15 protein-coding genes and 6 pseudogenes are annotated in these 20,227 nt (G+C 68.0%); 8 read left to right on the top strand and 13 right to left on the bottom strand.

The genetic code is table 11. The annotated features are described in order from the left end of the window. Nucleotides 1-110: 110 nt before the first annotated feature. Both ACFYYJ_RS37625 and ACFYYJ_RS37620 read left to right on the top strand, forming a co-directional pair. Nucleotides 111-812, top strand: a pseudogene (locus ACFYYJ_RS37625) (SPFH domain-containing protein); the annotation flags it as partial. Nucleotides 813-848: 36 nt separating this feature from the next. Then, the gene (locus tag ACFYYJ_RS37620; protein ID WP_389139062.1) at nucleotides 849-1,739 is read left to right on the top strand and encodes a serine/threonine-protein kinase; all 891 of its coding nucleotides are present in this window, start codon (nucleotides 849-851) and stop codon (nucleotides 1,737-1,739) included. 223 nt (nucleotides 1,740-1,962) lie between these two features. On the opposite strand, the gene ACFYYJ_RS37615 is transcribed toward ACFYYJ_RS37620, so the two are convergent. From ACFYYJ_RS37615 to ACFYYJ_RS37600, 4 genes are all read right to left on the bottom strand, one after another. Beyond that, entirely contained in the window at nucleotides 1,963-2,973 is a 1,011-nt protein-coding gene (locus tag ACFYYJ_RS37615; protein WP_389138957.1) for a hypothetical protein, read from the bottom strand. A 463-nt stretch (nucleotides 2,974-3,436) separates the two neighbouring features. Continuing rightward, nucleotides 3,437-3,787 carry a hypothetical protein gene (locus tag ACFYYJ_RS37610; protein WP_389138955.1) on the bottom strand — a complete coding sequence of 117 codons (351 nt, stop codon included), beginning with the start codon at nucleotides 3,785-3,787 and terminating at the stop codon, nucleotides 3,437-3,439. Nucleotides 3,788-3,789: 2 nt separating this feature from the next. Next, nucleotides 3,790-4,302 (bottom strand): hypothetical protein, encoded by a 513-nt coding sequence (locus ACFYYJ_RS37605; protein ID WP_389138953.1) that lies wholly within the window; start codon nucleotides 4,300-4,302, stop codon nucleotides 3,790-3,792. A gap of 347 nt (nucleotides 4,303-4,649) precedes the next feature. Further along, complete coding sequence (locus tag ACFYYJ_RS37600) at nucleotides 4,650-6,155, bottom strand: S1 RNA-binding domain-containing protein (RefSeq protein ID WP_389138951.1); 1,506 nt, start codon at nucleotides 6,153-6,155, stop codon at nucleotides 4,650-4,652. Nucleotides 6,156-6,403: 248 nt separating this feature from the next. Here ACFYYJ_RS37600 and ACFYYJ_RS37595 point away from each other — a divergent pair, with 248 nt between their 5' ends. Then, nucleotides 6,404-6,802, top strand: a complete 399-nt coding sequence (locus ACFYYJ_RS37595; RefSeq protein ID WP_389138949.1) for a hypothetical protein — start codon at nucleotides 6,404-6,406, stop codon at nucleotides 6,800-6,802. A 247-nt stretch (nucleotides 6,803-7,049) separates the two neighbouring features. Continuing rightward, nucleotides 7,050-7,214, top strand: a pseudogene (locus tag ACFYYJ_RS37590) (transposase); the annotation flags it as partial. Nucleotides 7,215-7,287: 73 nt separating this feature from the next. Here the strand turns inward: ACFYYJ_RS37590 and ACFYYJ_RS37585 are convergent. After that, a complete protein-coding gene (locus ACFYYJ_RS37585) occupies nucleotides 7,288-7,878 on the bottom strand; it encodes a hypothetical protein (protein ID WP_389138947.1) in 591 nt (196 codons plus the stop codon). A gap of 397 nt (nucleotides 7,879-8,275) precedes the next feature. Between ACFYYJ_RS37585 and ACFYYJ_RS37580 the strand changes: the two genes are divergently transcribed. Continuing rightward, nucleotides 8,276-8,662 carry a hypothetical protein gene (locus ACFYYJ_RS37580; RefSeq protein ID WP_389138945.1) on the top strand — a complete coding sequence of 129 codons (387 nt, stop codon included), beginning with the start codon at nucleotides 8,276-8,278 and terminating at the stop codon, nucleotides 8,660-8,662. Nucleotides 8,663-9,013: 351 nt separating this feature from the next. Here the strand turns inward: ACFYYJ_RS37580 and ACFYYJ_RS37575 are convergent. The 5 genes and pseudogenes from ACFYYJ_RS37575 to ACFYYJ_RS37555 form a co-directional block, all read right to left on the bottom strand. Continuing rightward, nucleotides 9,014-9,193 (bottom strand): annotated as a pseudogene (locus ACFYYJ_RS37575) (SAM-dependent methyltransferase); the annotation flags it as partial. A 13-nt stretch (nucleotides 9,194-9,206) separates the two neighbouring features. Further along, nucleotides 9,207-9,329 (bottom strand): annotated as a pseudogene (locus ACFYYJ_RS37570) (plasmid stabilization protein); the annotation flags it as partial. Between the two features lie 382 nt (nucleotides 9,330-9,711). Next, entirely contained in the window at nucleotides 9,712-10,137 is a 426-nt protein-coding gene (locus ACFYYJ_RS37565; protein WP_389138943.1) for a TfuA-like protein, read from the bottom strand. 93 nt (nucleotides 10,138-10,230) lie between these two features. Further along, a pseudogene (locus tag ACFYYJ_RS37560) lies at nucleotides 10,231-10,608 on the bottom strand (transposase); the annotation flags it as partial. Between the two features lie 431 nt (nucleotides 10,609-11,039). Then, entirely contained in the window at nucleotides 11,040-12,605 is a 1,566-nt protein-coding gene (locus tag ACFYYJ_RS37555; protein WP_389138941.1) for an FAD-dependent monooxygenase, read from the bottom strand. Nucleotides 12,606-12,959: 354 nt separating this feature from the next. On the opposite strand from ACFYYJ_RS37555, the gene ACFYYJ_RS37550 reads away from it, so the two are divergent. Then, the gene (locus ACFYYJ_RS37550) at nucleotides 12,960-13,430 is read left to right on the top strand and encodes a Clp protease N-terminal domain-containing protein (protein ID WP_389138939.1); all 471 of its coding nucleotides are present in this window, start codon (nucleotides 12,960-12,962) and stop codon (nucleotides 13,428-13,430) included. Between the two features lie 1,492 nt (nucleotides 13,431-14,922). On the opposite strand, the gene ACFYYJ_RS37545 is transcribed toward ACFYYJ_RS37550, so the two are convergent. Then, the gene (locus ACFYYJ_RS37545; protein WP_389138937.1) at nucleotides 14,923-15,342 is read right to left on the bottom strand and encodes a hypothetical protein; all 420 of its coding nucleotides are present in this window, start codon (nucleotides 15,340-15,342) and stop codon (nucleotides 14,923-14,925) included. A gap of 1,523 nt (nucleotides 15,343-16,865) precedes the next feature. On the opposite strand from ACFYYJ_RS37545, the gene ACFYYJ_RS37540 reads away from it, so the two are divergent. Next, nucleotides 16,866-18,107: an IS110 family transposase gene (locus tag ACFYYJ_RS37540; RefSeq protein WP_389138935.1), complete on the top strand. Its 1,242-nt coding sequence runs from the start codon at nucleotides 16,866-16,868 to the stop codon at nucleotides 18,105-18,107. A 27-nt stretch (nucleotides 18,108-18,134) separates the two neighbouring features. On the opposite strand, the gene ACFYYJ_RS37535 is transcribed toward ACFYYJ_RS37540, so the two are convergent. Continuing rightward, nucleotides 18,135-18,707, bottom strand: coding sequence for a hypothetical protein (locus ACFYYJ_RS37535; protein ID WP_389138933.1), 573 nt, complete (start codon nucleotides 18,705-18,707; stop codon nucleotides 18,135-18,137). A 77-nt stretch (nucleotides 18,708-18,784) separates the two neighbouring features. Between ACFYYJ_RS37535 and ACFYYJ_RS37530 the strand changes: the two are divergent. After that, nucleotides 18,785-19,519, top strand: a pseudogene (locus ACFYYJ_RS37530) (transposase). Nucleotides 19,520-19,681: 162 nt separating this feature from the next. Here the strand turns inward: ACFYYJ_RS37530 and ACFYYJ_RS37525 are convergent. Further along, nucleotides 19,682-20,227: transposase (locus ACFYYJ_RS37525; protein ID WP_389138930.1), on the bottom strand; the 546-nt coding region annotated here is incomplete at its 5' end.

Raw genomic sequence — 20,227 nt, 5'->3', positions numbered from 1 at the left:
GCTTGGGATCGGGGGCTCGCTGCCCTCTTGAGTCCCCAACGTCTGTGCCACACGGGGCAGTTCTGAAAGACTGAGCGTTCGGGGGTGCTGAGGCCGAGGGGGCTTGGGCTGTGGGCGTCGTGCAACTGTCGTTGGTGGGCCTGTTCTTGCTGGTGGGCCTAGGCGCCCTCTGCGTGCGGACCGTCCGCGAGGGGTCGGCCGTCGTCGTGGAGCGCTACGGGCGGTTCGCCCGCGTGCTAGTGCCCGGAGTCAGTCTGGTGTTCCCGCCCTTCGACCGGGTCCGGAACCGGATCGACCTCCGCGAGCAGGTCGTGCCGTTCGCGCCGCAGCCGGTGATCACCCAGGACAACCTGGTCGTCAACATCGACACGGTCGTCTATTACCAGGTGACCGACGCCCGGGCCGCCACGTACGAAGTGGCCAGCTACATCCAGGCCATCGAGCAGCTCACCGTCACCACGCTCCGCAACATCATCGGCGGCATGGACCTGGAACGGACCCTCACCTCCCGCGAGGAGATCAACGCCGCCCTGCGCGGAGTTCTCGACGAGGCCACCGGCAAGTGGGGCATCCGCGTCAACCGCGTCGAGCTCAAGGCCATCGAGCCGCCCACCTCCATCCAGGACTCGATGGAGAAGCAGATGCGCGCCGACCGCGACAAGCGCGCCGCGATCCTCCAGGCCGAAGGTGTCCGCCAGTCCGAAATCCTGCGCGCCGAGGGCGAGAAGCAAGCCGCGATCATCCGGGCGGAGGCCGAGGCAAAGGCAGCGAGCATCCACCGGCTCGCCGAGGCGGACGACGCCCGGCAGATCGCGGCCCTCACACCCGTCCCGGCGACTCCGAGGCCGATGCGTGAGCCGGTGCCGCTCACCCACGAGCCGCTGCGCGCGGACGACCCGCGCCAGGTGGGCCGCTACCGGCTGACGGCCCGCCTCGGCCAGGGCGGCATGGGCACCGTCTATCTCGGCCGATCCCCCGGGGCCCGACAGGTCGCCGTGAAGGTCGTACGGGAGGAACTCGTCGGTGATCCAACGTTCCGCCGCCGTTTCGCCCGGGAGGTCGACGCAGCGCGGCGGGTCAGCGGGTTCCACACCGCACCGGTGGTCGACGCGGGCCCCGACGACGCGCGGCCATGGCTCGTCACGGAGTACGTCCCGGGCCCCTCCCTCCAGCAGGTGCTTGAGCTCCACGGCCCGCTGCCAGCGCCCACGCTGCGGGCGCTGGCCCTCGGCGTCGCCGAGGCCCTGGAGGCCATCCACGCTTGCGGCATCGTCCACCGGGACCTCAAGCCGGGCAATATCCTCATCGCAGCCGAGGGCCCCCGCGTGATCGACTTCGGTATCGCGCGGGGCACGGACGCGACCGCACTCACGCGTACCGACTTCGTCATCGGCACCCGGGGCTTCCTGGCGCCTGAGCAACTGACGGGCGGGCCCCTGACCACCGCCGTCGACACCTACGCGTTCGGCATGGTGCTGTGCCACGCGGGGGGCGCGGCCGGAGGCTCCCACGGCACGGTGCCCGAAGGCGCGGCGCGGCTGCTGCCCGCCGACCTCGCGGCCGTGGCGATCGCCTGCCTCAGTCAGGACCCGGCGCGCAGGCCGTCCCCGACGGAGATCCTGCGCAGGATCGACGCTGCCGACGAACTGGATCCGGCGGACTGGCTTCCCCCTGCCGTACGCACGCTGGTCGGCCTACACCGGGCCTCCACCGTCACGGCCGCCCCCCGGACTAGCTAGTCGGCATGGAGAACTCGATGTTGGCGCCCCCTCACCAGGGTGTTGAAGCAGTGCCTCCACGCTGAGCGCTTCGGTTGGCGTAGCTCGCCACCTGAAGCGCTCAGTCACAATCGCGCTGTGACCGTGCGTGTTAGTTGGCTCCGACGGACAACTGCGATGCACAGAACGCGGGCAGGTGCGCGGGCGGCGTGGTCGAGGGCCGGCCGCTCGTCGCTCAGGGCTGTCAGGTCCAGGGGTCGTCGGACGGTTCGGGCTCTTCCGGGTGGAGCATGCGGCGGACGCAGCGCAGGAGCCCCGGCTCACCGCGTCCGGCGGCGGCCATCCAGGGCAGGACGTCCATGGCACGGGCGCGTTCTTCGGTGGCCAGGGCGTCGACGGTGGTGTGCAGGGCATCGGGAGCGGGTTCGTCGGTGAGGCAGAGCCAGCCGATCGCGGCAGTCAAGCGGACTTCGGGGGCCATGGTCCGGTCTTGCCACAGCTCGCGGATCCACGCGGTGTCCGGCTGGTGCGGGTGGGCACGTGTGGTCTCTGCGGTGGCGAGAACCAAGGCGGCCCGGACCATGAGGTCCTGCTCCTTAGCGAACCGGGTGGCGAAGGCGCTTCGGACCGTATGCCCGGGGTCGGCCGCGGTGGCGAGAGCGTAGGAGGCGTCGATGCGCATGGCCGGGTCGGAGTCGTCGAGGAGAGGCAGGAGCAAGGGGGCTCCGGCGGTGATCGCAGCTCGGGCGGCGGCCACCGACCAGCCCGCAGGGTAGCCGGTCACCTCGACGCCGTAGTCGTCGTATCCGTCGCGCTGGTGGCCGGAGCGGTGAAGGAGGAGTTCGTCGCGGGAGGCGACACCGAGGTAACGGGCGCGGGCCGGGGCGGCGAGACCGCCGAGGGCGTCGGCGCGGTTTCGATGGTGGGGGTCGTTGGCGATCCGGATCAGGAATGGGACGGCGAGAACGGCGGCGGCCCGGCTGTCGTCGGCGCACATGCCGATCAGCACATCCATCGCGTTACGTGCCGACCCGTCTCCGGTGCGCAGCAGGCGAACGGCCTCCCGGGCGTTCTCCCCGTGAGGGAAGTTTCCCCAGGGAAGGTCGTCGAGGACGGCTCCGTCGAAGGTCCCGGGCCGGATGGTCGCCACGACAGCCCGGATGTCGAACGGGCCTCCCGCGAACGAGGCCAGATCCGCCCCTTCCGTCAGCGCCCGACACATCGCGAACGTCGGATCGGTCCGCCAGTCCCCCACACCACACCATCCCACCGTCAATCCACAGAGGCTCGATCATGCGCGATTCGGACGACGTGAAACCACCTGGCAGTGAGGGCGCCGCATGCCGCAGACCATCGCAAACCCAGAAACCCCCCGCTCAGCGCGCCTGTGCCGCTTACGCGCGGGCCATATATCGCGCATAGCCGCCACCTAGCGTGCTCAAGCGCCAACTATCGCGCACAGTCACAACTGTGACTGAGCGCTGTACCTGGCCCGGATGGACAACTCCGATGCACAGATTCGGCCCGACGGTGACGCCGGGCGCAAGCTGGCCCGCCTGCTCGTGTCGACCAGCGGAACGGTGCCTCGGACGTGGCCCCGCTGCGGCGTCGAGGACTCAGCGCAGCACAGGAGCGCCGGGCACCTGCGCATCGGAGATTTCGATTAACCGGTCGAAGACCATCTGCCCCTCGCTGATGTGCCCCGCCAGCGTCGGGTATCAGCTGCTGAGGTCGAGCATGCCCCACGATGTGAACGGCTCGGCCTGGACGTAGATCCTGCTTCCGCGGCCGATGACCCGTCGGCGGCCCTGGGCGGTGCCATGAGGGAGGGTGAGCAGGCCGACGTCCGTTGGCTCGACCGACGATTCGGTGAGCTTGCCGTGAGCGAGTCGGTCCTGCTCTTCGCTGTAGCCGCCGTAGAAGGCCACCTGATCTCCGTGGACAGCCACTGCCTTGGCGCCCCGTATCTGGTTCGTCCAGACCCTCACGGGCTGTTCGCGTCGGTTGGGGCGTATCTCAGCGAGCGGGAAGTCGGTGTAGGTGCAGGCCCAGGCGGTGGTGCCCGACACGTTCAGGGCGTAGCAGTCGAAGAGACCGGGATGTCGGCACTGTCCGACGTCCACATGGGGTGGCCTGTGGTGCTCCAGCGGCGGATTCCGGACGGGTTCTCGTCGAAGTGCCCCACCCAGATGTGGCCGGCCTCGTCCACGAGCAGGTGCTCAATGGCGTCTCCGACGGAGAAGGACGAGGTCTCCTGGCCGAGTCCGTCGAAGAGCTGGACCTGGTTCCCGTCCTCGTACCGACGGGCGCGAGACGCAGCGACGACGAATCCGCCGTCGGGCAGGCGGTCCAGATGCGGCCAGCGGGCCCGGACGGCGCGCAGCTCGGTGAGTTCGACGGCGCCGTCCGGATGGACGGACACGACCGGGGCGTCGAAGACCCGGGCATCCCTGCCGGGCTGCGGAACGTGTTCGGCGAGCAGCCAGTGGGCGACACCGAATACGTCGACGGTACTGGTCAGGACGTGGTGGTCGTGGTGAGCTCGGGGTAGGTGAGCGTAGGGAACAAGGGCAGTCTTGCGCACGGGCGGGCTCTCCTGGGCGGGCGGTCACGGCGTTAGGGCGCTGCGGTGAGCGGCGGTCGGCGGTGCACGAGCGGTGGAGAGGGATGCGGGGCTAGAAGGCATGGCCCTTTCTGGTCGTCACGAGGGGATCATCGTCGCCGTGCGCCCCAGTGGCAAACCCTTTCCGCGCGACCGCCCGAACTGCCCGCCGAGTGGGAGGAGGAGATCCATGAGGCGCTCGACGCCTGGTGGCGGTCGTTCCGGGAAGCAGCCGACACGGCCCTGTACTACTCCCGAGGCTGCCGCGAAGTGACAAGTAGCTCTACGTGATCAGGCTCAACTCGGCCTGCACCGGATTCTGAGCGTCGTCAGTCACGCGGCTGACCTTCTGCAGCCGAGGTAAGAGCCCGGACATGTGACAGGACGATACGACGGCGCGTAACGTCGACGTCGATGATCTTCACAGTGAGGATGTCGCCGACCTCAACGACGTCTCCGCACGATTCATCCAGCTCGTGGGTGCGTACGAGCCCCTGGAAGCCGTCGTTTCGGTCCTCTATGCGGACGAAGACGCCGAACGGCACGATCTTGGTGACCGGCCCGGTGACCACCTCGCCGATCCTCTGCGCTACCTGCGGCCAGGGGTCTTCCTGCACTGCTCGGAGCGACAGTGGTACCCGTTCCCGGACCATGTCGACGTCGAGGACCTCGGCTGTGACCTCCTGGCCGACGCTGACGACCTCGGACGGGTAATCGAACGGGCGCCAGGACAACTCCGGGATGTTGATCATCGCGGTGAAGCCGCCGATGTCCACGAAGGTGACGCCAAAGCCGGCGATGACCGTCACTGTGCCCGTGACGATCTGGCCGCGCCGAAGGGACTTCAGGAACGCCCAGTCCCGGTCGCTGGGCGTCGGCTCGGTCTGCCAGCGAGCGCGCAGCACGCCGTCGCTGTCGGGCAGCACGGCGGTGAACAGCGGGAGATCTTCACCGGCGTACATGGACACGACGCCGGCGGCACGCGCGCCGGCTAGCTGGGAGGTCAGTGCCTCGAACTGGGTCTCATCGACGACCGCGCTCGTGATCTTCCCGTCCTCGTCCTCCCGGACGATCTCCACGAGGCCTTCGTCGGGCAGAGCGGCCACGGCCGTGTCGACGTCGGTGAGCAGGTCCGGCCGGATCGCCAGCCGCGCGCGTGGGGCCAGCTGGGAGCGAACCGTCTCGATGTTGTCTCGGGTCAGGCGGTGCCACCGGGAGGCGTTGTCGGCGAAGACCTCCTCCAGGAACACCGCGCGGTGGTTACTGACGGTCCAGCGCGCGCGGGCCCAGAAGTCGGCGTCGGCGGGCCGCTGCACGTACGCGGGGTCGTCGGGGGCGAAGTCGTACGGCGATGCGTCCAGGCGTTCCGGGAACAGGCCGAGCGCGCGAGTGCGGGCCAGTGCGGTTTCGCAGGGCTGGTCGCTGCCGATGTAGAGGTACTGGTCCCAGCCGACGTGTACAGCGAACGCTTCCCCTGCCTCCAGTCGGCACCAGGCGCCGTTGTCGCGGAGCATGGCCCGGACGAGTTCCAGGCCGACGGCAATCGGCACCAGAGCGCCGTCGTGGAACCCGGCCTGGCCGGCCGGGAACAGGCCGACCAGGCCGTAGCCGTCTACCGGTGGCTCCAGGCCGAAGTGGACGAAGCCTCCGAGCTGTGGCTCGCGAATCTCCAGCTGGTCAATGCCCGCCGCCTCCGCGAAGGCGGCGATCGCCACCAAGTAAGCCTCCTCGACCGGCCCGTGGTCACTGACCGTGTCCTCGGCACCGGTGTAGTAACCACGGGCGTCACGGTGGGCGGGGTCGTACTTGGTGATCTGGTAGACGAACGGCGGCACGCTGCTCCTGGGTGGTCTGAAGGGGGTCCCAGCGTAGGTTCCGCTGCCGAGTCCAAGGTCAGGTTTTCGGAGGAACAGCCCAGGTCGCCCCTGCCGGGCACGCTCTGCTCGCCAAGTGGCATACACACCCACGACAAGTCCAGTGGTCACTGGACAGGTCGAGTGCACGGTGTCCGTGCTCTCAAACCTTGACTGACGAGGTCAGGGCCCCGCTGAGCGGTGTCAGAACCTTACCGAATGATCGGGTCATGCTGATTGCGACCAACGAACGCGGCCACGCAGTGAAGGGGTCCTCCAAGCCGGCCATCGGGAAGATGCTGGCCGACCTGCAACGCGGGAACTCTCACCTGGTCTTGGAGCGGCTGGACGCGGAACGGCCCGGAAGCTGGTACATCCAGGTCTTGCTCCGCGAGAACAACACCTTCCAGCTCGAATACCGGGACGGCGTGCCCGAGCTGCACTTCCAGACGCAGACGATCTCCCAGGAGAAGGTCCTCGGGGCTCTGCTCGGCTGGGCCGGTGCGGCGCCGGACTGGCAGGACAACTTCATGTGGAACAACATCTCCGAGCAGTTCGCCCCGAACGACCCTGAAAGCCCGGAGCGGCCGGGCGGTGAGGACCCCTCCAATGGTCCGCATACGGGCTGACCTGGGCGGTCAAGGTTCCCTACGTTGTCTGCGGGACCGGGCGAGCCCTTCGTATGGTTGGCCCACCCAGGGGCGTCGGGTGTGGTTTTCAAGGTTCTGCCGATTGTGGCTTCCATTGATTGGCCGCCCGACGCCCCACGACGACTCGGCTGCCAATTAGGAATTGCGAATGATCGCTCTGTAGGGAATCGACAGCGAGGTCGTCCGTCGGGAGGCACCAGCAAACCCCACCGCACGGAGGCACCACATGGCCGCGATCTGGGCCGGCATCGACGCAGGCAAGACCCACCACCACTGCGTCGCGATCGACGAGAGCGGCCGCCGGCTGCTGTCACGGCGCGTCGCCAACGACGAGCCCAAACTCCTCGAACTCCTCACCGACGTTCTGGCTCTGGGCGACGAGGTGACCTGGGGAGCGCGATGGGTGGCCCCGATGGACGGCTTCGATGCTCAGGAGCGGCCACACCCCGATCTTGATTGTGTCGTCAGGTGGACGTCGGCCAGAAGCGGCTCGGCAGCATCATCGTCATCGAGGTGTGTTCCGGAGCGATGAGCAGAGGGAAGATCGACTCGCTCAGTGCCCGGCCTGGGAGATGCCTGCGGGCAACGATGATGTCGGTGCAGTAGACGGCGGCACTGCCGGTGAGCCGCCGGGGGACTTCCAACCGCATCTCCCGGTCCATCTCGCTGGCGAGCATGCGCGAGAACGCGGCGAGTTCCGGATCTTGCTGCCGGGTCCCCTTCAATCGGTACAGCTTCCGCGCGATGTCGAGAAGCAGGTCAGGGCTGTCGTCGAACACTGCGGTGTCGGGGCTGTAGATCACGGCAGCCGGGAGGTCGTGCCAGCCGCGTACGAACAGATCGGTGTTCGCTTGCACGATGGCGCCCCAGACCAGGCGGCCCTCGGCCAGCAGCACGTCCTGGGCCTTCAAGATCTCCGCCAGCGGATCCTCACGCTCTACCCAGTCGGACCTGGGTATGCGCAGGTATCTGAACTTGTCGAACCAGGAGAAGCGGCGCGGCGCCTCCCCGAGCGAGGCCCTGCACTGGGCAATCACCGTTGTTGATCCCGTCATGCCGCAGAGCGTAGTCACCAGTCCCAGCGATCCTGAGCCCGGCCCTGCGCCCCGCAGACGCTGCGACGTCCAGTGCCCCACTTTTGAGCATCGGATCGTCCATCCCGGCCAGCTGCGTGCTCAGCCACCCCCACCTGGGATGACCGCGGTTGCCGTCGACCACGGCCCCGCGTGGCGCATTCGGCGGGGCCTGAATGACTGTCATCCTGCCCGTGCCTGCGCGTTCCCAGCTCCGGAGAGACATGGCAAGACGACCCCCGGGCGGAGGCCCCCGGGGGTTCGTCGATTTCCGGGCTGCTGCACTGCCCACAACCGCCGCAAGGTGCAAGGGCATGCCGCGCGGCGCCGGCGCTGGGATTCTTGAACCCGTGGTGGCGGGGCAACGAAAATGAGGGGTGTGCTCAGACGTGAGCGGCCGGAGCCGCCGACCGACGCCCGACTTGACCCGTATCGCCATGCGGCTGCTCGTCTCATGGATGGCGACGAACAGATCGGCCTGCTCGTCATCCGGGTCACCACCTGGTGGTGGAGGGAAGGGCCCTTCTGGCGAAGGCGGTGGGTGAATCCCAAGGAGCTTCCCGAGTGGGCGCTGGCTCACGTTGGCCCAGCACAGCAGTTGGCCGAATTCGACGACGGGATCGTCTTGACGGAGGACCTCGACGAGGAGCTCGCTGATTGGGCAGCAGGGACCTTCCGTCTGCGAGGCCGGCAGTTCAGACTCGATTGGCTTGGCGAGGAAGAGGCCCACGCTGCGCACAGGGAGCATGGCTGGACGAGCGGTTGATCACCCCTCCGAGGAAGACGGCCGGCATGGACTCGTCGCTTCCGGCGGACCGCCGGAACCTGCGAAGCCCAGAGTCTCGGGGACTGGCTCCGGCCAGGCGATCGCTGGCGACACCTGGCGCGCCGTGCCCAAGCTCTCTTTGGGCTTGCCCAGCGAGCGCGAGGCGGTCGGCTGCCGACGGCTTCGGGGTAGCGGCGCGGCGCCTGTCCGGGTCGTCGACACCACACGGGTACGAACGGCGGTTGCATCTGTTCTTCGCCTTCCGGCCGCCGCGGGGCGGTGGCCGGACATCGCGGGGCGGTGGGTCCGGGGGACGTCTTGGTTGCCGGGGCTTGTCCGTGGCCTACGCGATCACTCCGAGGCGCGGCGCAGCACCAGGCAGACGAAGCCGAAGCTGTCCCGGTGCCCGTGCAGCCACTGCGAACGTGCGTCGGTGGCAGCCTCCAGCACCTGCGCGGAGGCAGGGTCCTGCGGGTGGTCCAGGGCCCATGAGGCCAGCGATCCCCAGCAGGCCGCCTCGTAGGCGTCCACCGCCCCGCTGCTAGGCCGACTTACCCTGCGTGGAACTGCGGCTCGCCGTCTTACTCTCCCCCGAACGCGCACGCTCCTTGTTCACCGTCCGGGAAGTCATCTCCTTCGCACGCCCCTCCGACATGCCCCGACCCATATCGGACGTCTTCCGGAGCCCGCACCTAGCTAGGGCCTGTCTCTTTGACTTCACGCTGACCGGGCCACGTGCGAGGGTGGTGGCCATGCCGCAGCTTGGTCACCGCCTCCGGTCCTTCAGGTTCACGTTCGGGCTCGCGCCGACGAGCTTCGCGGCATGCCTGGAGACAGGTGGCTCGGCCCTGGAGCACGCCCTGACGGATGAGGCGACGCTCTGTGGCATCCCTCGGAGCCAGGTGACGGTCTATCGGCATCTGTTCGTCGCGAAGAGGTCCGGAAGGTGCTCGGACTGCCGGGTGAGGGCAGTCGACGCCTCGTCCGGGTCCTGAGTCAGGACTCCTCTGGCGAGCGAGCGTCTTCGGTTTCCCGAAGGCGCGTCCAGATCAAGATCGCTGCGACTCACGCTCGGCGGATTGGAGGATGTGGCGGATGTTCACCAGTGGCCAGGTGTGCGCGTGCAGGTCGCCGTCAGGGGCCTGTCCCACGGCGACCTCGTCGTCCCCGGTCAGCGCACCACGCCGGTAGGCACCATAGATCCGGCCCGGCCCGATCATCCCGTGGCCGTGTAATTCCGCTGCCCGCAGGGCGCCGATGACCCGCACACCCTGCGCGATCGCGGCACGGATCTCCTTGTGTCGCAGTGCGGGGGCCTGGTGGTACACCCCATCGATGAGGACGACCGTGTGACCGGTCTCGATCGCGGGGTCGTCAAGATCTCCGTGCCGCGCAGGTGGCAGAACCCGCAGCTGTGGGGTGCCGAGGGCGACCTCCGAGGGTGCCAGCGTGGGACCGGTGAAGACATGGATCACGACTGCCTCCAAGGGAGTCGGAGTTGAATGAATGAGGGGCTCGGGGCGAATGCTCGCCCCGAGCCCCTTGGTGGTCGCCGCCTCGGGCGGGGGCTAGGTTCTGTCTGACAAAGGATCTTGGAGAGGTTCGCGGAGCCAGAGGATGAGTGCGGCGAGGTGGACTCCGGCCTTGTAGCGGGCGGCGAGTTTGTCGAAGCGGGTGGCGATCGCACGGAACTGCTTCAGGCGGCCGAAGCAGCGTTCGACCACGTTGCGGGCCTTGTAGAGCTCACGGTCGAAGGCCGGCGGTCTGCCGCCGGCCTGTCCGCGCCGCAGCCGGTTGGCCTTCTGGTCCACCCGCTCCGGGATCACCGCCCGGATGCCCCTCCTGCGCAGGACCTGGCGGATCGCCCGGGACGAGTACGCCTTGTCCGCGATGACCGCGTCGGGCTTGCGGCGGGGGCGCCCGGCGCCGGTCCGGGGCACCCTCAAAGCGCCCAGCGACCGCCTTCTGGTGTCGCCGAGCTCAACAACCGCATCACCCGGCTCGAACAAAGCAACATCGAGCTGGCCCACGCTCTGGAGAAACGACAGGCCGAACTCGACGCAGCTCGAGCCGCCAACCGAGACTTGACACGCGCCCTCAACCAGCAGGGCTGAGGGGCAGACGACGTCAACGAACACGTTCGTGGACTTCGCCCGGGCGGTGACCTGGTCACTGGCTTCGAGACCGGAGCGGGACGGAAAATCGGTGTTGCTGTCAGGATTTTTGGCAGCCCATGATGGCGTTCCGTGTTGCCCTTCTTCCTCCGGCTAGCCCCAGCTTCGGATGGGCCGACTCCGATGCGCAGCAGTGGCTTCCGCTCGGTGACCTGCGCAGGCCGAGTAGGTCGAACTCGGCGGATCTGTTTGTCGGTCCTGGTTCAGCGTGCCGCGCCGAACCAGGTGGTCAGCGCCTCGCGCAAGCCATGGTGTGCTGGCTGTTCTTGCGAGTCGGTGGCTGCGGCCCAGGCGATGTATCCGTCAGGGCGGATGAGGACGGCAGAGGTCGGGAGAGACGCGTCGCCGGGCCGGACGGCGACGACGTCGACCCGGTCTTTCCATCCCGCAGCGGTGGCGGCTATTGCGGAGTCCTCGCTGTAGTCCACAAGCACTGGGCGGGCAGCCTGTAGCCGTTCGGTGATCGGTGTCCGATCGGCGGCGATGAGCGTCTGAAGGTCGGGAAGCCATTGCCCGAGCAGCGGGTGCGAGGCGTCGTGGCCCATGTCGTACCCGATGTCGGTTCCGGCCAGGAGCGCTGCGACGCGGCGGCGGTTGCTCTCGTCGTCGAGCAGTTCAGCGATCAGGTCACGCGTGGCGGTGATGTCGTCGCCCGGACGCATCAGGGCCATCTGTGTGCGGGTCTGCATGAGGACTCGCCGGCTGGCGGGTGCCCGCTCGGTCTCGTAGGTGTCCAGCAGGCCCGGTGGTGCCCAGCCTTGGACCTCGGCAGCGAGCTTCCAGCCGAGATTCATCGCGTCCTGCATGCCCAGGTTCAGTCCAGGCCCGCCGACCGCGGAGTGCACGTGCGCGGCGTCGCCCAGCAGGAGGACGCGGCCGGCACGGTAGGTCTCGGCCTGCCGTGAGTTGATACCGGTGACCCGGCGGAGGAGGTGAGGTCCTGGGGCGGCGGGCAGGTGCATCGGGAGGTCTGTGCCGAGGACACGGCGCACGCTGTCCTGGAGTTCGTCGAAGGTCATCGGGGTGTTCTCGTCGACGGGCGGCCGGTCCCACTCGAAGACCGCGACGAGGTGGACGCCCGAGCCTGGGGGCATCATCGCGAACGAGAACACGCCAGCGGGCAGGCGGTTGTGGGCGTACGGCCGAAGGCGCATGCCCAGGCCGGGCAGATCGAGTTCGCCCGTCCCGGGAGCCAGCAGTGCGTCTGGGATGACGGCATGTCCCGCGCGGGAGACGAAGGTCTCGTCAGTGGTGCCGGGGAAGGCGATGCCGGCCTGCTTGCGCACCAGACTGTGCCCGCCGTCGGCTCCGACCAGGTAGCGGGTGCGCATCCGGTAGGCGCCTTCGGGGCCATGGACGTCAAGGGTCACGGCATCGTCGTCCTGGTCCAGCGCGGTCACCTCATGACCGCGACGGATCTCGACGCCGAGCTCTCGGGCCCGCTCGTCGAGTACCTGCTCGATGCGCGCCTGCGGCACCTGCAGAACGTGCATCGGGTTGCCGTGAAGCCCGCGCAGGTCCAGCGGAATGCCGCTGAACTGGTAGAAGGGCGACGGCTCCGGAGGGCCCACACGATCGGCGAGCCGCGTGTACAGGCCGCGGAGATCCAGCGCTTGGACGACCCGTCCGACGAGACCGTTGGCCTTGGAAAGCGCACTGCGCTCGGGCAGCCGCTCCAACACCATCGGACGCACACCCGCCAGGCGCAGCTCGCAGGCCAGCAGAAGCCCGTTCGGGCCCCCGCCGACGATCACGACGTCAGCAGTCATCACAGATCTCCTCTGGTGAGTTCACGGGGAGCGGCGCACGGCAGCACCACGTCTCGTCCGCAGTCCTGTCAGCCTGGACTGACAAGCGGATGCCTGTCAGTCTGGATTGACAGGCGTGTGGGTGTCAACCCAAACTGACAGGCATGGAAACGGGAGATCTCGCAGAGCGCCTCAGGTCACACGACCCCGCCGTTGGGCTACGGGCGGTGGGCGCCCTGCACCGACTTGCCGAGCAGGTCGAAACGGCAGCGGTGGCCCGCGCCAGGCAGCAGGGATGGTCCTGGGAACAGATCGGGGACGCCCTCGGCGTGTCACGACAATCCGCACACGCCAAACACGGGAAGTGAGACGACAGTGTTCGAACAATTCGCAGCAGGCGCCCGCACGGTGGTCACCCGCGCTCTGGAAGAAGCCCGGCTGCGCGGCGATCGCCGCATCGGCACCGAGCACCTCCTCCTGGGGATCCTCCACGAGCCCGGCTCGGTCGCCGTCCGATCCCTCGGCACCGACCTCGAAGCCGCACATATGGCCCTCGACGCCCTGGACCAGGCCGCACTGGCCTCAATCGGCATCGACATCCAGGGCGTCGACCGCCCGCCGATCCCCGCCTCACGCAAGCGCACCCCCTTCACCTCCGGTGCCCGCTCGGTCCTCCCGCGAGCCCTCGCCGAGGTGAAGAAGGCCGGCAGCCGGCGCATCACCCCGGAACACCTACTGCTCGCGATCCTTGACTGCGAGCGGCCGGATCCCGCGGCAGAGCTGATCGAGCAGCTCGGCATCGACCGTGCGGCCGTCCGTGAACGCATCACGCAGACGAGCGCCTGAGACCCCGCCTGCCACTGAGAGCGCGTCGGAGACCGGGGGCGAAGCATCGGGGTTCGCCTCAGGCATCGGCCTCAGCGGCCGACGAGCCCCCTCGCGCCCGGTGCGATCTACGCGACCCGCGCACGTCAGTGCTCTCATCGCCCAGTCAACGCCCACACTCCATCGTCAACACTCCAACTGGCGATACCGCCACACCTGTCGTACCGCCTAGCCTCGCTCCTACCGGCGCTGAGCTGCGACGACCGCCGGCTCTACGTACACAACGGCTGCACCCCCAGAGAAACCCCTCTGCCAGGAGTGCCGCGCTCGACTCCTGGAGTCGCAGCAGAAACCCGTCCGCTCCGGTGTCTGACCTCACGGAGCTTCCTGGGGTGCGTGCGCAACGTCAGTGCCGTTTCGGTGGCCGTTCGCAAGCCGTAGCAACCTGCATGTAACGGCTTCTGGTCTGCATCGCCGCTTGGCCTGCCCAGACACCGCGGCCGCGCGAGAACGAGGGCTGACAGACCCCGTGCCCGGCTCCTACCGGGCCGTCTACGAATCGGCCTCGGCCCCAGCTGCCTTCGTAATGCGCCCAATCGCTCATCCAGGAACCCTCTGGATGGCTACTTTCAGCCGACCGTCTCAGGCTTCCCGTGTTGCACCGGCGCCGCTTGGCTGGGTCCTTCGGGGCGGGGCCTCGTCCGGCCATGTCACCTCCTTTTCAGGTGCAGTTGCAGGCCGCTGACCTGAGTCGTTGGCGTTCGATCGAAGCATGGTGCTAGCTTGCGTCCGGGAAGGGCCAACGTCGGCCCTTCTTGGCGAGGGCGGCAACGCCCCTTGCACCCGCGGGGCAGGATCCGACGTCCAATCCGCGGGCCGGGAAATTGGCAGACGAATCGGAAAGTTCTCTTCACCTCTCAGATTCGCGCGACCTTTAGTTGGTTGCCGTCGGGCGGCTCTGGTTTCGACCACACGTGTGGTCGGGCCGAGCGCGCCCCGCATCTGGCCCGACCGAAGCAGGAAGGTTCTCGGGCCAACATGAACGTCTCGGGTTGGGCGGCTGTCGCCGCTACTGCTCTCGGAATCCTCTTCTTGATCTTCAAGAAGGCGCCAAGCATCTTGCGCGAAGCGCGCAGGTCTGTGCGCGCCTACTACGACCTCAGGGTTGAAGTAGAACAAGGTCGCCGCCGAGCGATCAGCCAGAGGTCGTCAGCTGGCGAATGACGCCGGAGAGATCCGCAAGAACTGACGGGGCGTTGCCATGGCGGCGCCCCGTCATCGCGATGTACGGCCGGACCGTCGAGGCGCCGGATGTGGCGTCGTCCCAGAGTGCGGGGAGGATTTCCCCCGCGTTGATGCGCACTCGCCCGGCCCATAGCAACCGCACCGGGTTACCCTCAATGCCAACATGGCGTCGACTGGGCATGACACGCCCCCTCGCCCGTCGTTGAGCCGGGCGGGGACGGGGAAGCTCCGGCCGGGCCCCTGGGGTCATGCGGCCGGCTCGTGGTGGTCAGCCGTTGAGCGGGGTGTCGTAGTGGATCCACCCGGACCAGTTGCCGTCGTGGTCGCGGTTGCGGCCCCAGTACTCCGTCTGCTGGTCGTAGTAGAACATTCGGAAGGACCAGGGGTCGCTGGTGTCGTAGTCGTAGGTGTACACCTTGCTGTACGCCTTGCCGCCCATGGACATCCACCGCGACCAGTCCCCGTCGGAGTCCGTCCAGCGGGTCCACACCGCGCGGTCGGTGCCGACGACGAAGTCCTGCTTCGTGCCGTTGGGCAGTACGCGGGTGGTCGGCGAGTATTCGCAGAGGTAGACGCCGCCTCCGTACGAGCAGTAGGCCGCCCCCGCCTGGGCCGGTGTGGCCATCACCGCGACGCTCGCGACCGCAGTGGCCGCGACCGCGGCCGCCTTGAACTTGCGGACCAGCATGTCTCTCCTTCGTGCGTGCGACCGTCCCGTTCGGGCACGGACGCGCTTCCTTCCGGCCGCCGGGGCGGTAGGGCGCCCCTGCGGCAGGCGACAGTCGATCACGGTGTCAGTGCGCGGTCCCAGGCAATTCCACCCGCAGAACTACGGCTCGGCGTACTTCTGCCGGGCCCTGATGCCGCTGCTCAGGGCATGACCGGCGGGCGGCCGGGCAGGCGCCGACGGGAAGGGGCCTGCGGATGTGCCGGAACGGCGTGCCCGACGCGAGACGGGAACGGCCCATGGTCCTGGTGGCGGCTGACTTCACGGGCGCCTTCTTTGACGAACTCCCGGCCTGCCAGGGTGCCGAGCCCATGTGGTCGGGGCAAGAGAGAACGAACTGCCGGACGTGTCGGCAAGGACGTGACACGCTGCCCCGACGAACCCGCGCCGACCCGCCACCAGATCCCCCGCATCGGCGGCTCGCGCCGCAACAGCACGGGCCGCCGCCACCCGGTCGGCAGCCGCTCCGGAACACGCCAGAAGCGCCGACTCGTCACAGCCAAAGGGATCCCTCGCCCGCCGATCCCACCACCCCCGCCCGCCACACGCAGCCGCACTGCTCCACCTGCCCAGCCGCAGGACCACGCCTGTGCACTGGGCCACCGCCGGAAATGTGGCTGAGCCCCGCCATGCGGCCTGGATGGGCAACTTCGATGCAAAAAGTCCGGCGTCCGACCGGCGGCTACGAAGGGCTTCACCTCGGATGATGCCTAAGTGTTGTCCCGTAAGTGCTGGTCATGGGGTATGCGGCTATGTTGCTGGGTCGGCTGAACCGTAGGGCCCCTCATGGCTCTCACCCTGGACGGCCGTGTTGTCAGTGGCTCGGGATACGGTGCGGCGTGATGGGTCGGACGGAGATCGTAGGGGACTCGCGACCATGGGGGGTGGGTGGGAAGGTCCCCGGCATCCCGCCCGGGACTGGATTTAGTATCCGTGACCCCACCCCCCAACTCCGCTCGCCAGCAGGGCCATGCGGTGAGGGGTGCAGTGAAACGGCCGACTCAACGAACAGCCACTGCGCGCTGACATGACCTTGGTGTGGCTGGTGTGATCACGGCGTCGGAGCCGTCCTAATCCGGTGTTAGCGACAGCCCCGAGAGGCGTCCGTCCTGGCTGTTCGACCAACCAGGGCGGTCACGGTGGCGGTCACGTGAGTGTCGGGCTGAGGCCTTGAATCGTCCTGGGACTTGATCCCTATATCCAGAGCGGTGACGTCCGACGCTCTCGTGACTGCCACCATCGTCACTGCCCGCTTGACCACTCGTTAGCGTCTGTGGTGCGAGCCCGCTGCATGGTGACCCCTCGTGATGCCCGAGCCGCTTCAGCTCCAACGCAGACCGGGGCCCATGCAGTGAGCTGGTGCCACGAACAGCTGCTGAGGTGGCGGACCGACCATCGTGTCGAGTCCTTGGATTAGGTCGCTGCGTGGTTCCGCATGAGCTCGTGACCAGTACGAACACCCGAGCACAGGAGAGGGGAAGATCTTGATCTACTGCGGCATCGACTGGGCGGAGAAGACGCACGACGTCGCCCTGGTCGACGACAGCGGGCAGTTGGTGGCCAAGCTCCATATCACCGATGACGCCGCTGGCTACAAGATCTTGCTGGATCTGCTCGCTGAGTACGGCGACACGGAGGAGGCCCCGATCCCGGTCGCGATCGAGACATCCCGAGGCCTGCTGGTCTCGGTTCCGCGGACCGGCAAACGACCGGTGTTCGCGATCAACCCGATGGCCGCGGCGCGCTACCGAGACCGGCATTCCGTCTCGCGCAAGAAGTCCGACCCGGGCGACGCTCTGGTCCTGGCCAACGTGCTGCGGACCGACATGCACGCTCACCGGCCGCTTCCGCAGGACAGCGATCTGGCCCGCGCCGTCGCCGTCCTCGCCCGCGCTCAGCAGGACGCGACCTGGAACCGCCAGCAGATCGCCAACCAGTTCCGCTCCCTGCTGCGCGAGTACTACCCGGCCGCTCTCACGGCCGTCGAATCCTGGAAGAACGGGCTCTGCCGACCCGAGGCCCACCAGCTCCTCAAGCTGGCCCCGACGCCGGCCATGGCCGCTCGTCTCACGCGCACACAGTTACAGACGGCGCTCAAACGGGCCGGTCGTCAGCGAGGCATCGCCGCCGACACCGAGCGGTTCCGCAAGGTCTTCCGAGCCGCATGGGCCCGCCAGCCGCAGCTGGTCGAGGACGCACTCGGTAAGCAGATGCTTGCTCTCCTGATTCAGCTGGAGGCCGCCTGCACCGCCGCTGACAGCCTCGCTGAGGCGGTCGAAGAGGCATTCCCGCAGCACCCGGACGCTGAGATCATCCTCAGCTTCCCCGGCCTCGGCACCCAGCTCGGCGCCCGGGTACTTGCCGAGATTGGGGACGACCGACAGCGGTTCGCCGACGCCCGCGGCTTGAAGGCCTACGCCGGCGCATCGCCTATCACCCGGGCGTCTGGCAAGAAGTCCAGCGTCACCCGACGCTGGGTGAAAAACAACCGCCTCAACCATGCCGGATACCTCTGGGCGTTCTCCGCGATCACAGCCTCGCCGGGTGCCAAGGCCCACTACCGGCGACGTCGCGACAACCACGCAGACTGGCACGCCTCCGCCCAGCGCAACCTCTTAAATCGCATGATCGGCCAGCTCTACCACTGCCTCCAGCAGGACGAGCGCTTTGACGAGGCACTTGCTTTCCCAGCTCCGCCCGATGAAGCGGGCACCCTGGCCGCCTAAGCAGAGGCCGGATCTCACCGGCAGCGATCAGCATGCCTCGCGGGTCAGACGTCCCGACACGGCACGGAACCTCTCCCGCCCTGCAACGACGCTCGCGTCCCACAGACCTGAGCGGTCACCGCATATCGAGAGAGACTGGAGCCGTTGTTCCTCGGCCAGGAAGCGCGCCCCTGGAACGTTCTGGTCGAGCATGCCCATGGCGGTAAGCGCCGCATGGCCGCAGGACACCGCGGTGTCAGCGTTTCCCGAGCTGTGGGCCAACATAGCATACCTCAAGCAGAGCGCAGCGAAGAAGGCGTAGGTGTCGGCGACATCGGTGATCCCCTCCTCGTTCGGCTGAAGCTCCGGGAACCGCTCCAGCTGGCACACGCGCTCGGCAACGTCGGCGAGTGGACGGTCGGCATGCCAAAGTTCGCGAACGGACTCCGCACAGAGGTCCAGGTCAGCTTCCCGCCCTGGTACACCCGCCCGCAGGCCCACGAACAGCGGCACCATGCGTTCGGCACAGGCAGCGACATACAGGCGGACCACTTCGTCGTGCCCGTCACGAAGCGCCTCCGCGACGGTTCCCTCCACCAGTGTCCCCACGTCCACCCTCATCCCGTTCGAACAGATCGACAGGCTACACAGCGGGCTGAGGAGCGCGGTTTGACGAGTTAGGACCCTGAGGTGTCTGGATAGCGCCGTTCACCGGGCTGAGCCCACATGCCTTCGGCGACCTCGTGACGATTCTGCGGCGCGAGGGTGCGGACGGGGTCCGCAAGGGCCGGCCGTGATGTCTTCCCCTGGAGGACCGGGCACTGCTGGTGGCGGCGTACTGGCGCACGAACCTCACGATGCGGCAGCTCGCCCCGCTGTTCGGGGTCTCGAAGTCGGCGGCGGACCGGATCATCGACCATCTCGGGCCGATGCTCGCGCTCCAGCCACGCAAGCGGTTCGCCAAGGGCACCGTGCTCATCGTGGACGGCACGCTGGTTCCCACCCGCGACCACTCCGTGGCGGAGCAGTCAAAGAACTATCGGTACTCCACCGCCCACCAGGTCGTCATCGACGCGGACACCCGTCTCGTCGTCCTGGTCGGCCGGCATCTGCCGGGCAACCGGCACGACTCCCGCGGCTGGGAGGAGTCCGGCGCCAAGGCCGCCGTCGGCAACACCACCGCGATCGCCGACGGCGGCTACCAGGGCACCGGACTGGTCATCCCGCACCGAAAGGCGAAAGGGCAGGCCCAACTCCCGGACTGGAAGGAGGAACACAACCGGTGCCACAAGCAGGTCCGGGCACGCGTCGAGCACGTCTTTGCCCGCATGAAGACCTGGAAGATCCTCCGCGACTGCCGCCTCAAGGGCGACGACGTCCACCACGCCATGCTCGGCATCACCCGGATGCACAACCTCGCCCTCGCCGGATAGGCAAGCGGCCCGCACGACGGTTCGCCATGCCCGAGGCGACGAGAAGATCATTTACGGGACAACCCTTACTAGGACTCCGTTAGGTTGTTCTTGATCTTGGGATGGAGTGGGGCTTGCTGGAGAGGGGCTGCCGGCAGGTCGTGCAGACGCCGGTCCAGCACCTCAGGATGTCCTGGAGGGCGTCGAGGGTCTGGTAGAGAGCGAGGCCAGTTCTGGGACTCTTGGGATCAGTCGCTGTTCGGTGAGGAAGGCCTGGGCTGCGGTCACGAGGGTGACGTGGTGGTGCCAGCCCGGCCAGGACCGTCCCTCGAAGTGGTCCAGGCCGAGGCCGTGCTTGAGTTCTCGGTAGTCGTGCTCGATGCGCCAGCGGACCTTGGCCAGACGGACCAGTTCGGTGATCGGGGTGTCGGCCGGGAGGCTGGAGAGCCAGTAGTCGGTGGGGGCTTCAGCGCCGTCCGGCCACTCAATCAGCAGCCAGCAATCGGGCAGGACCCCGTCCCACCAGCCCTGTTCGGACGAGGCTGCAGCTTTGATCGGACGTTCGACGGCCTTGCCTGCGGGCCGGACGCGGACAGAGGCGAAGCGGGATTTCAGCTGGCCGCGGGTGCCCTGCTGTCGGCGTACAACCTCGGCTCCCCAGGTGTGTACGGATGAACGTCCCCGTCTACGGTTCAGGGGTAGCAGAGAGTTGGAGGACTGGGTTGGAGC

This window comes from Streptomyces sp. NPDC002467 (genome assembly GCF_042889825.1).
Taxonomy (GTDB): Bacteria; Actinomycetota; Actinomycetes; order Streptomycetales; family Streptomycetaceae; genus Streptomyces.
The sequence above is the reverse complement of the archived record's forward strand: the minus strand, read 5'-3'. Positions and strand labels throughout refer to the sequence as shown.

Coding starts and splice junctions, on each gene's coding strand:
- ACFYYJ_RS37535 (WP_389138933.1), bottom strand. CDS start 18,707: ATGAGGGTGGACGTGGGGACACTGGTGGAGGGAACCGTCGCGGAGGCG.
- ACFYYJ_RS37620 (WP_389139062.1), top strand. CDS start 849: ATGCGTGAGCCGGTGCCGCTCACCCACGAGCCGCTGCGCGCGGACGAC.
- ACFYYJ_RS37545 (WP_389138937.1), bottom strand. CDS start 15,342: ATGCTGGTCCGCAAGTTCAAGGCGGCCGCGGTCGCGGCCACTGCGGTC.
- ACFYYJ_RS37585 (WP_389138947.1), bottom strand. CDS start 7,878: ATGACGGGATCAACAACGGTGATTGCCCAGTGCAGGGCCTCGCTCGGG.
- ACFYYJ_RS37595 (WP_389138949.1), top strand. CDS start 6,404: ATGCTGATTGCGACCAACGAACGCGGCCACGCAGTGAAGGGGTCCTCC.
- ACFYYJ_RS37555 (WP_389138941.1), bottom strand. CDS start 12,605: ATGACTGCTGACGTCGTGATCGTCGGCGGGGGCCCGAACGGGCTTCTG.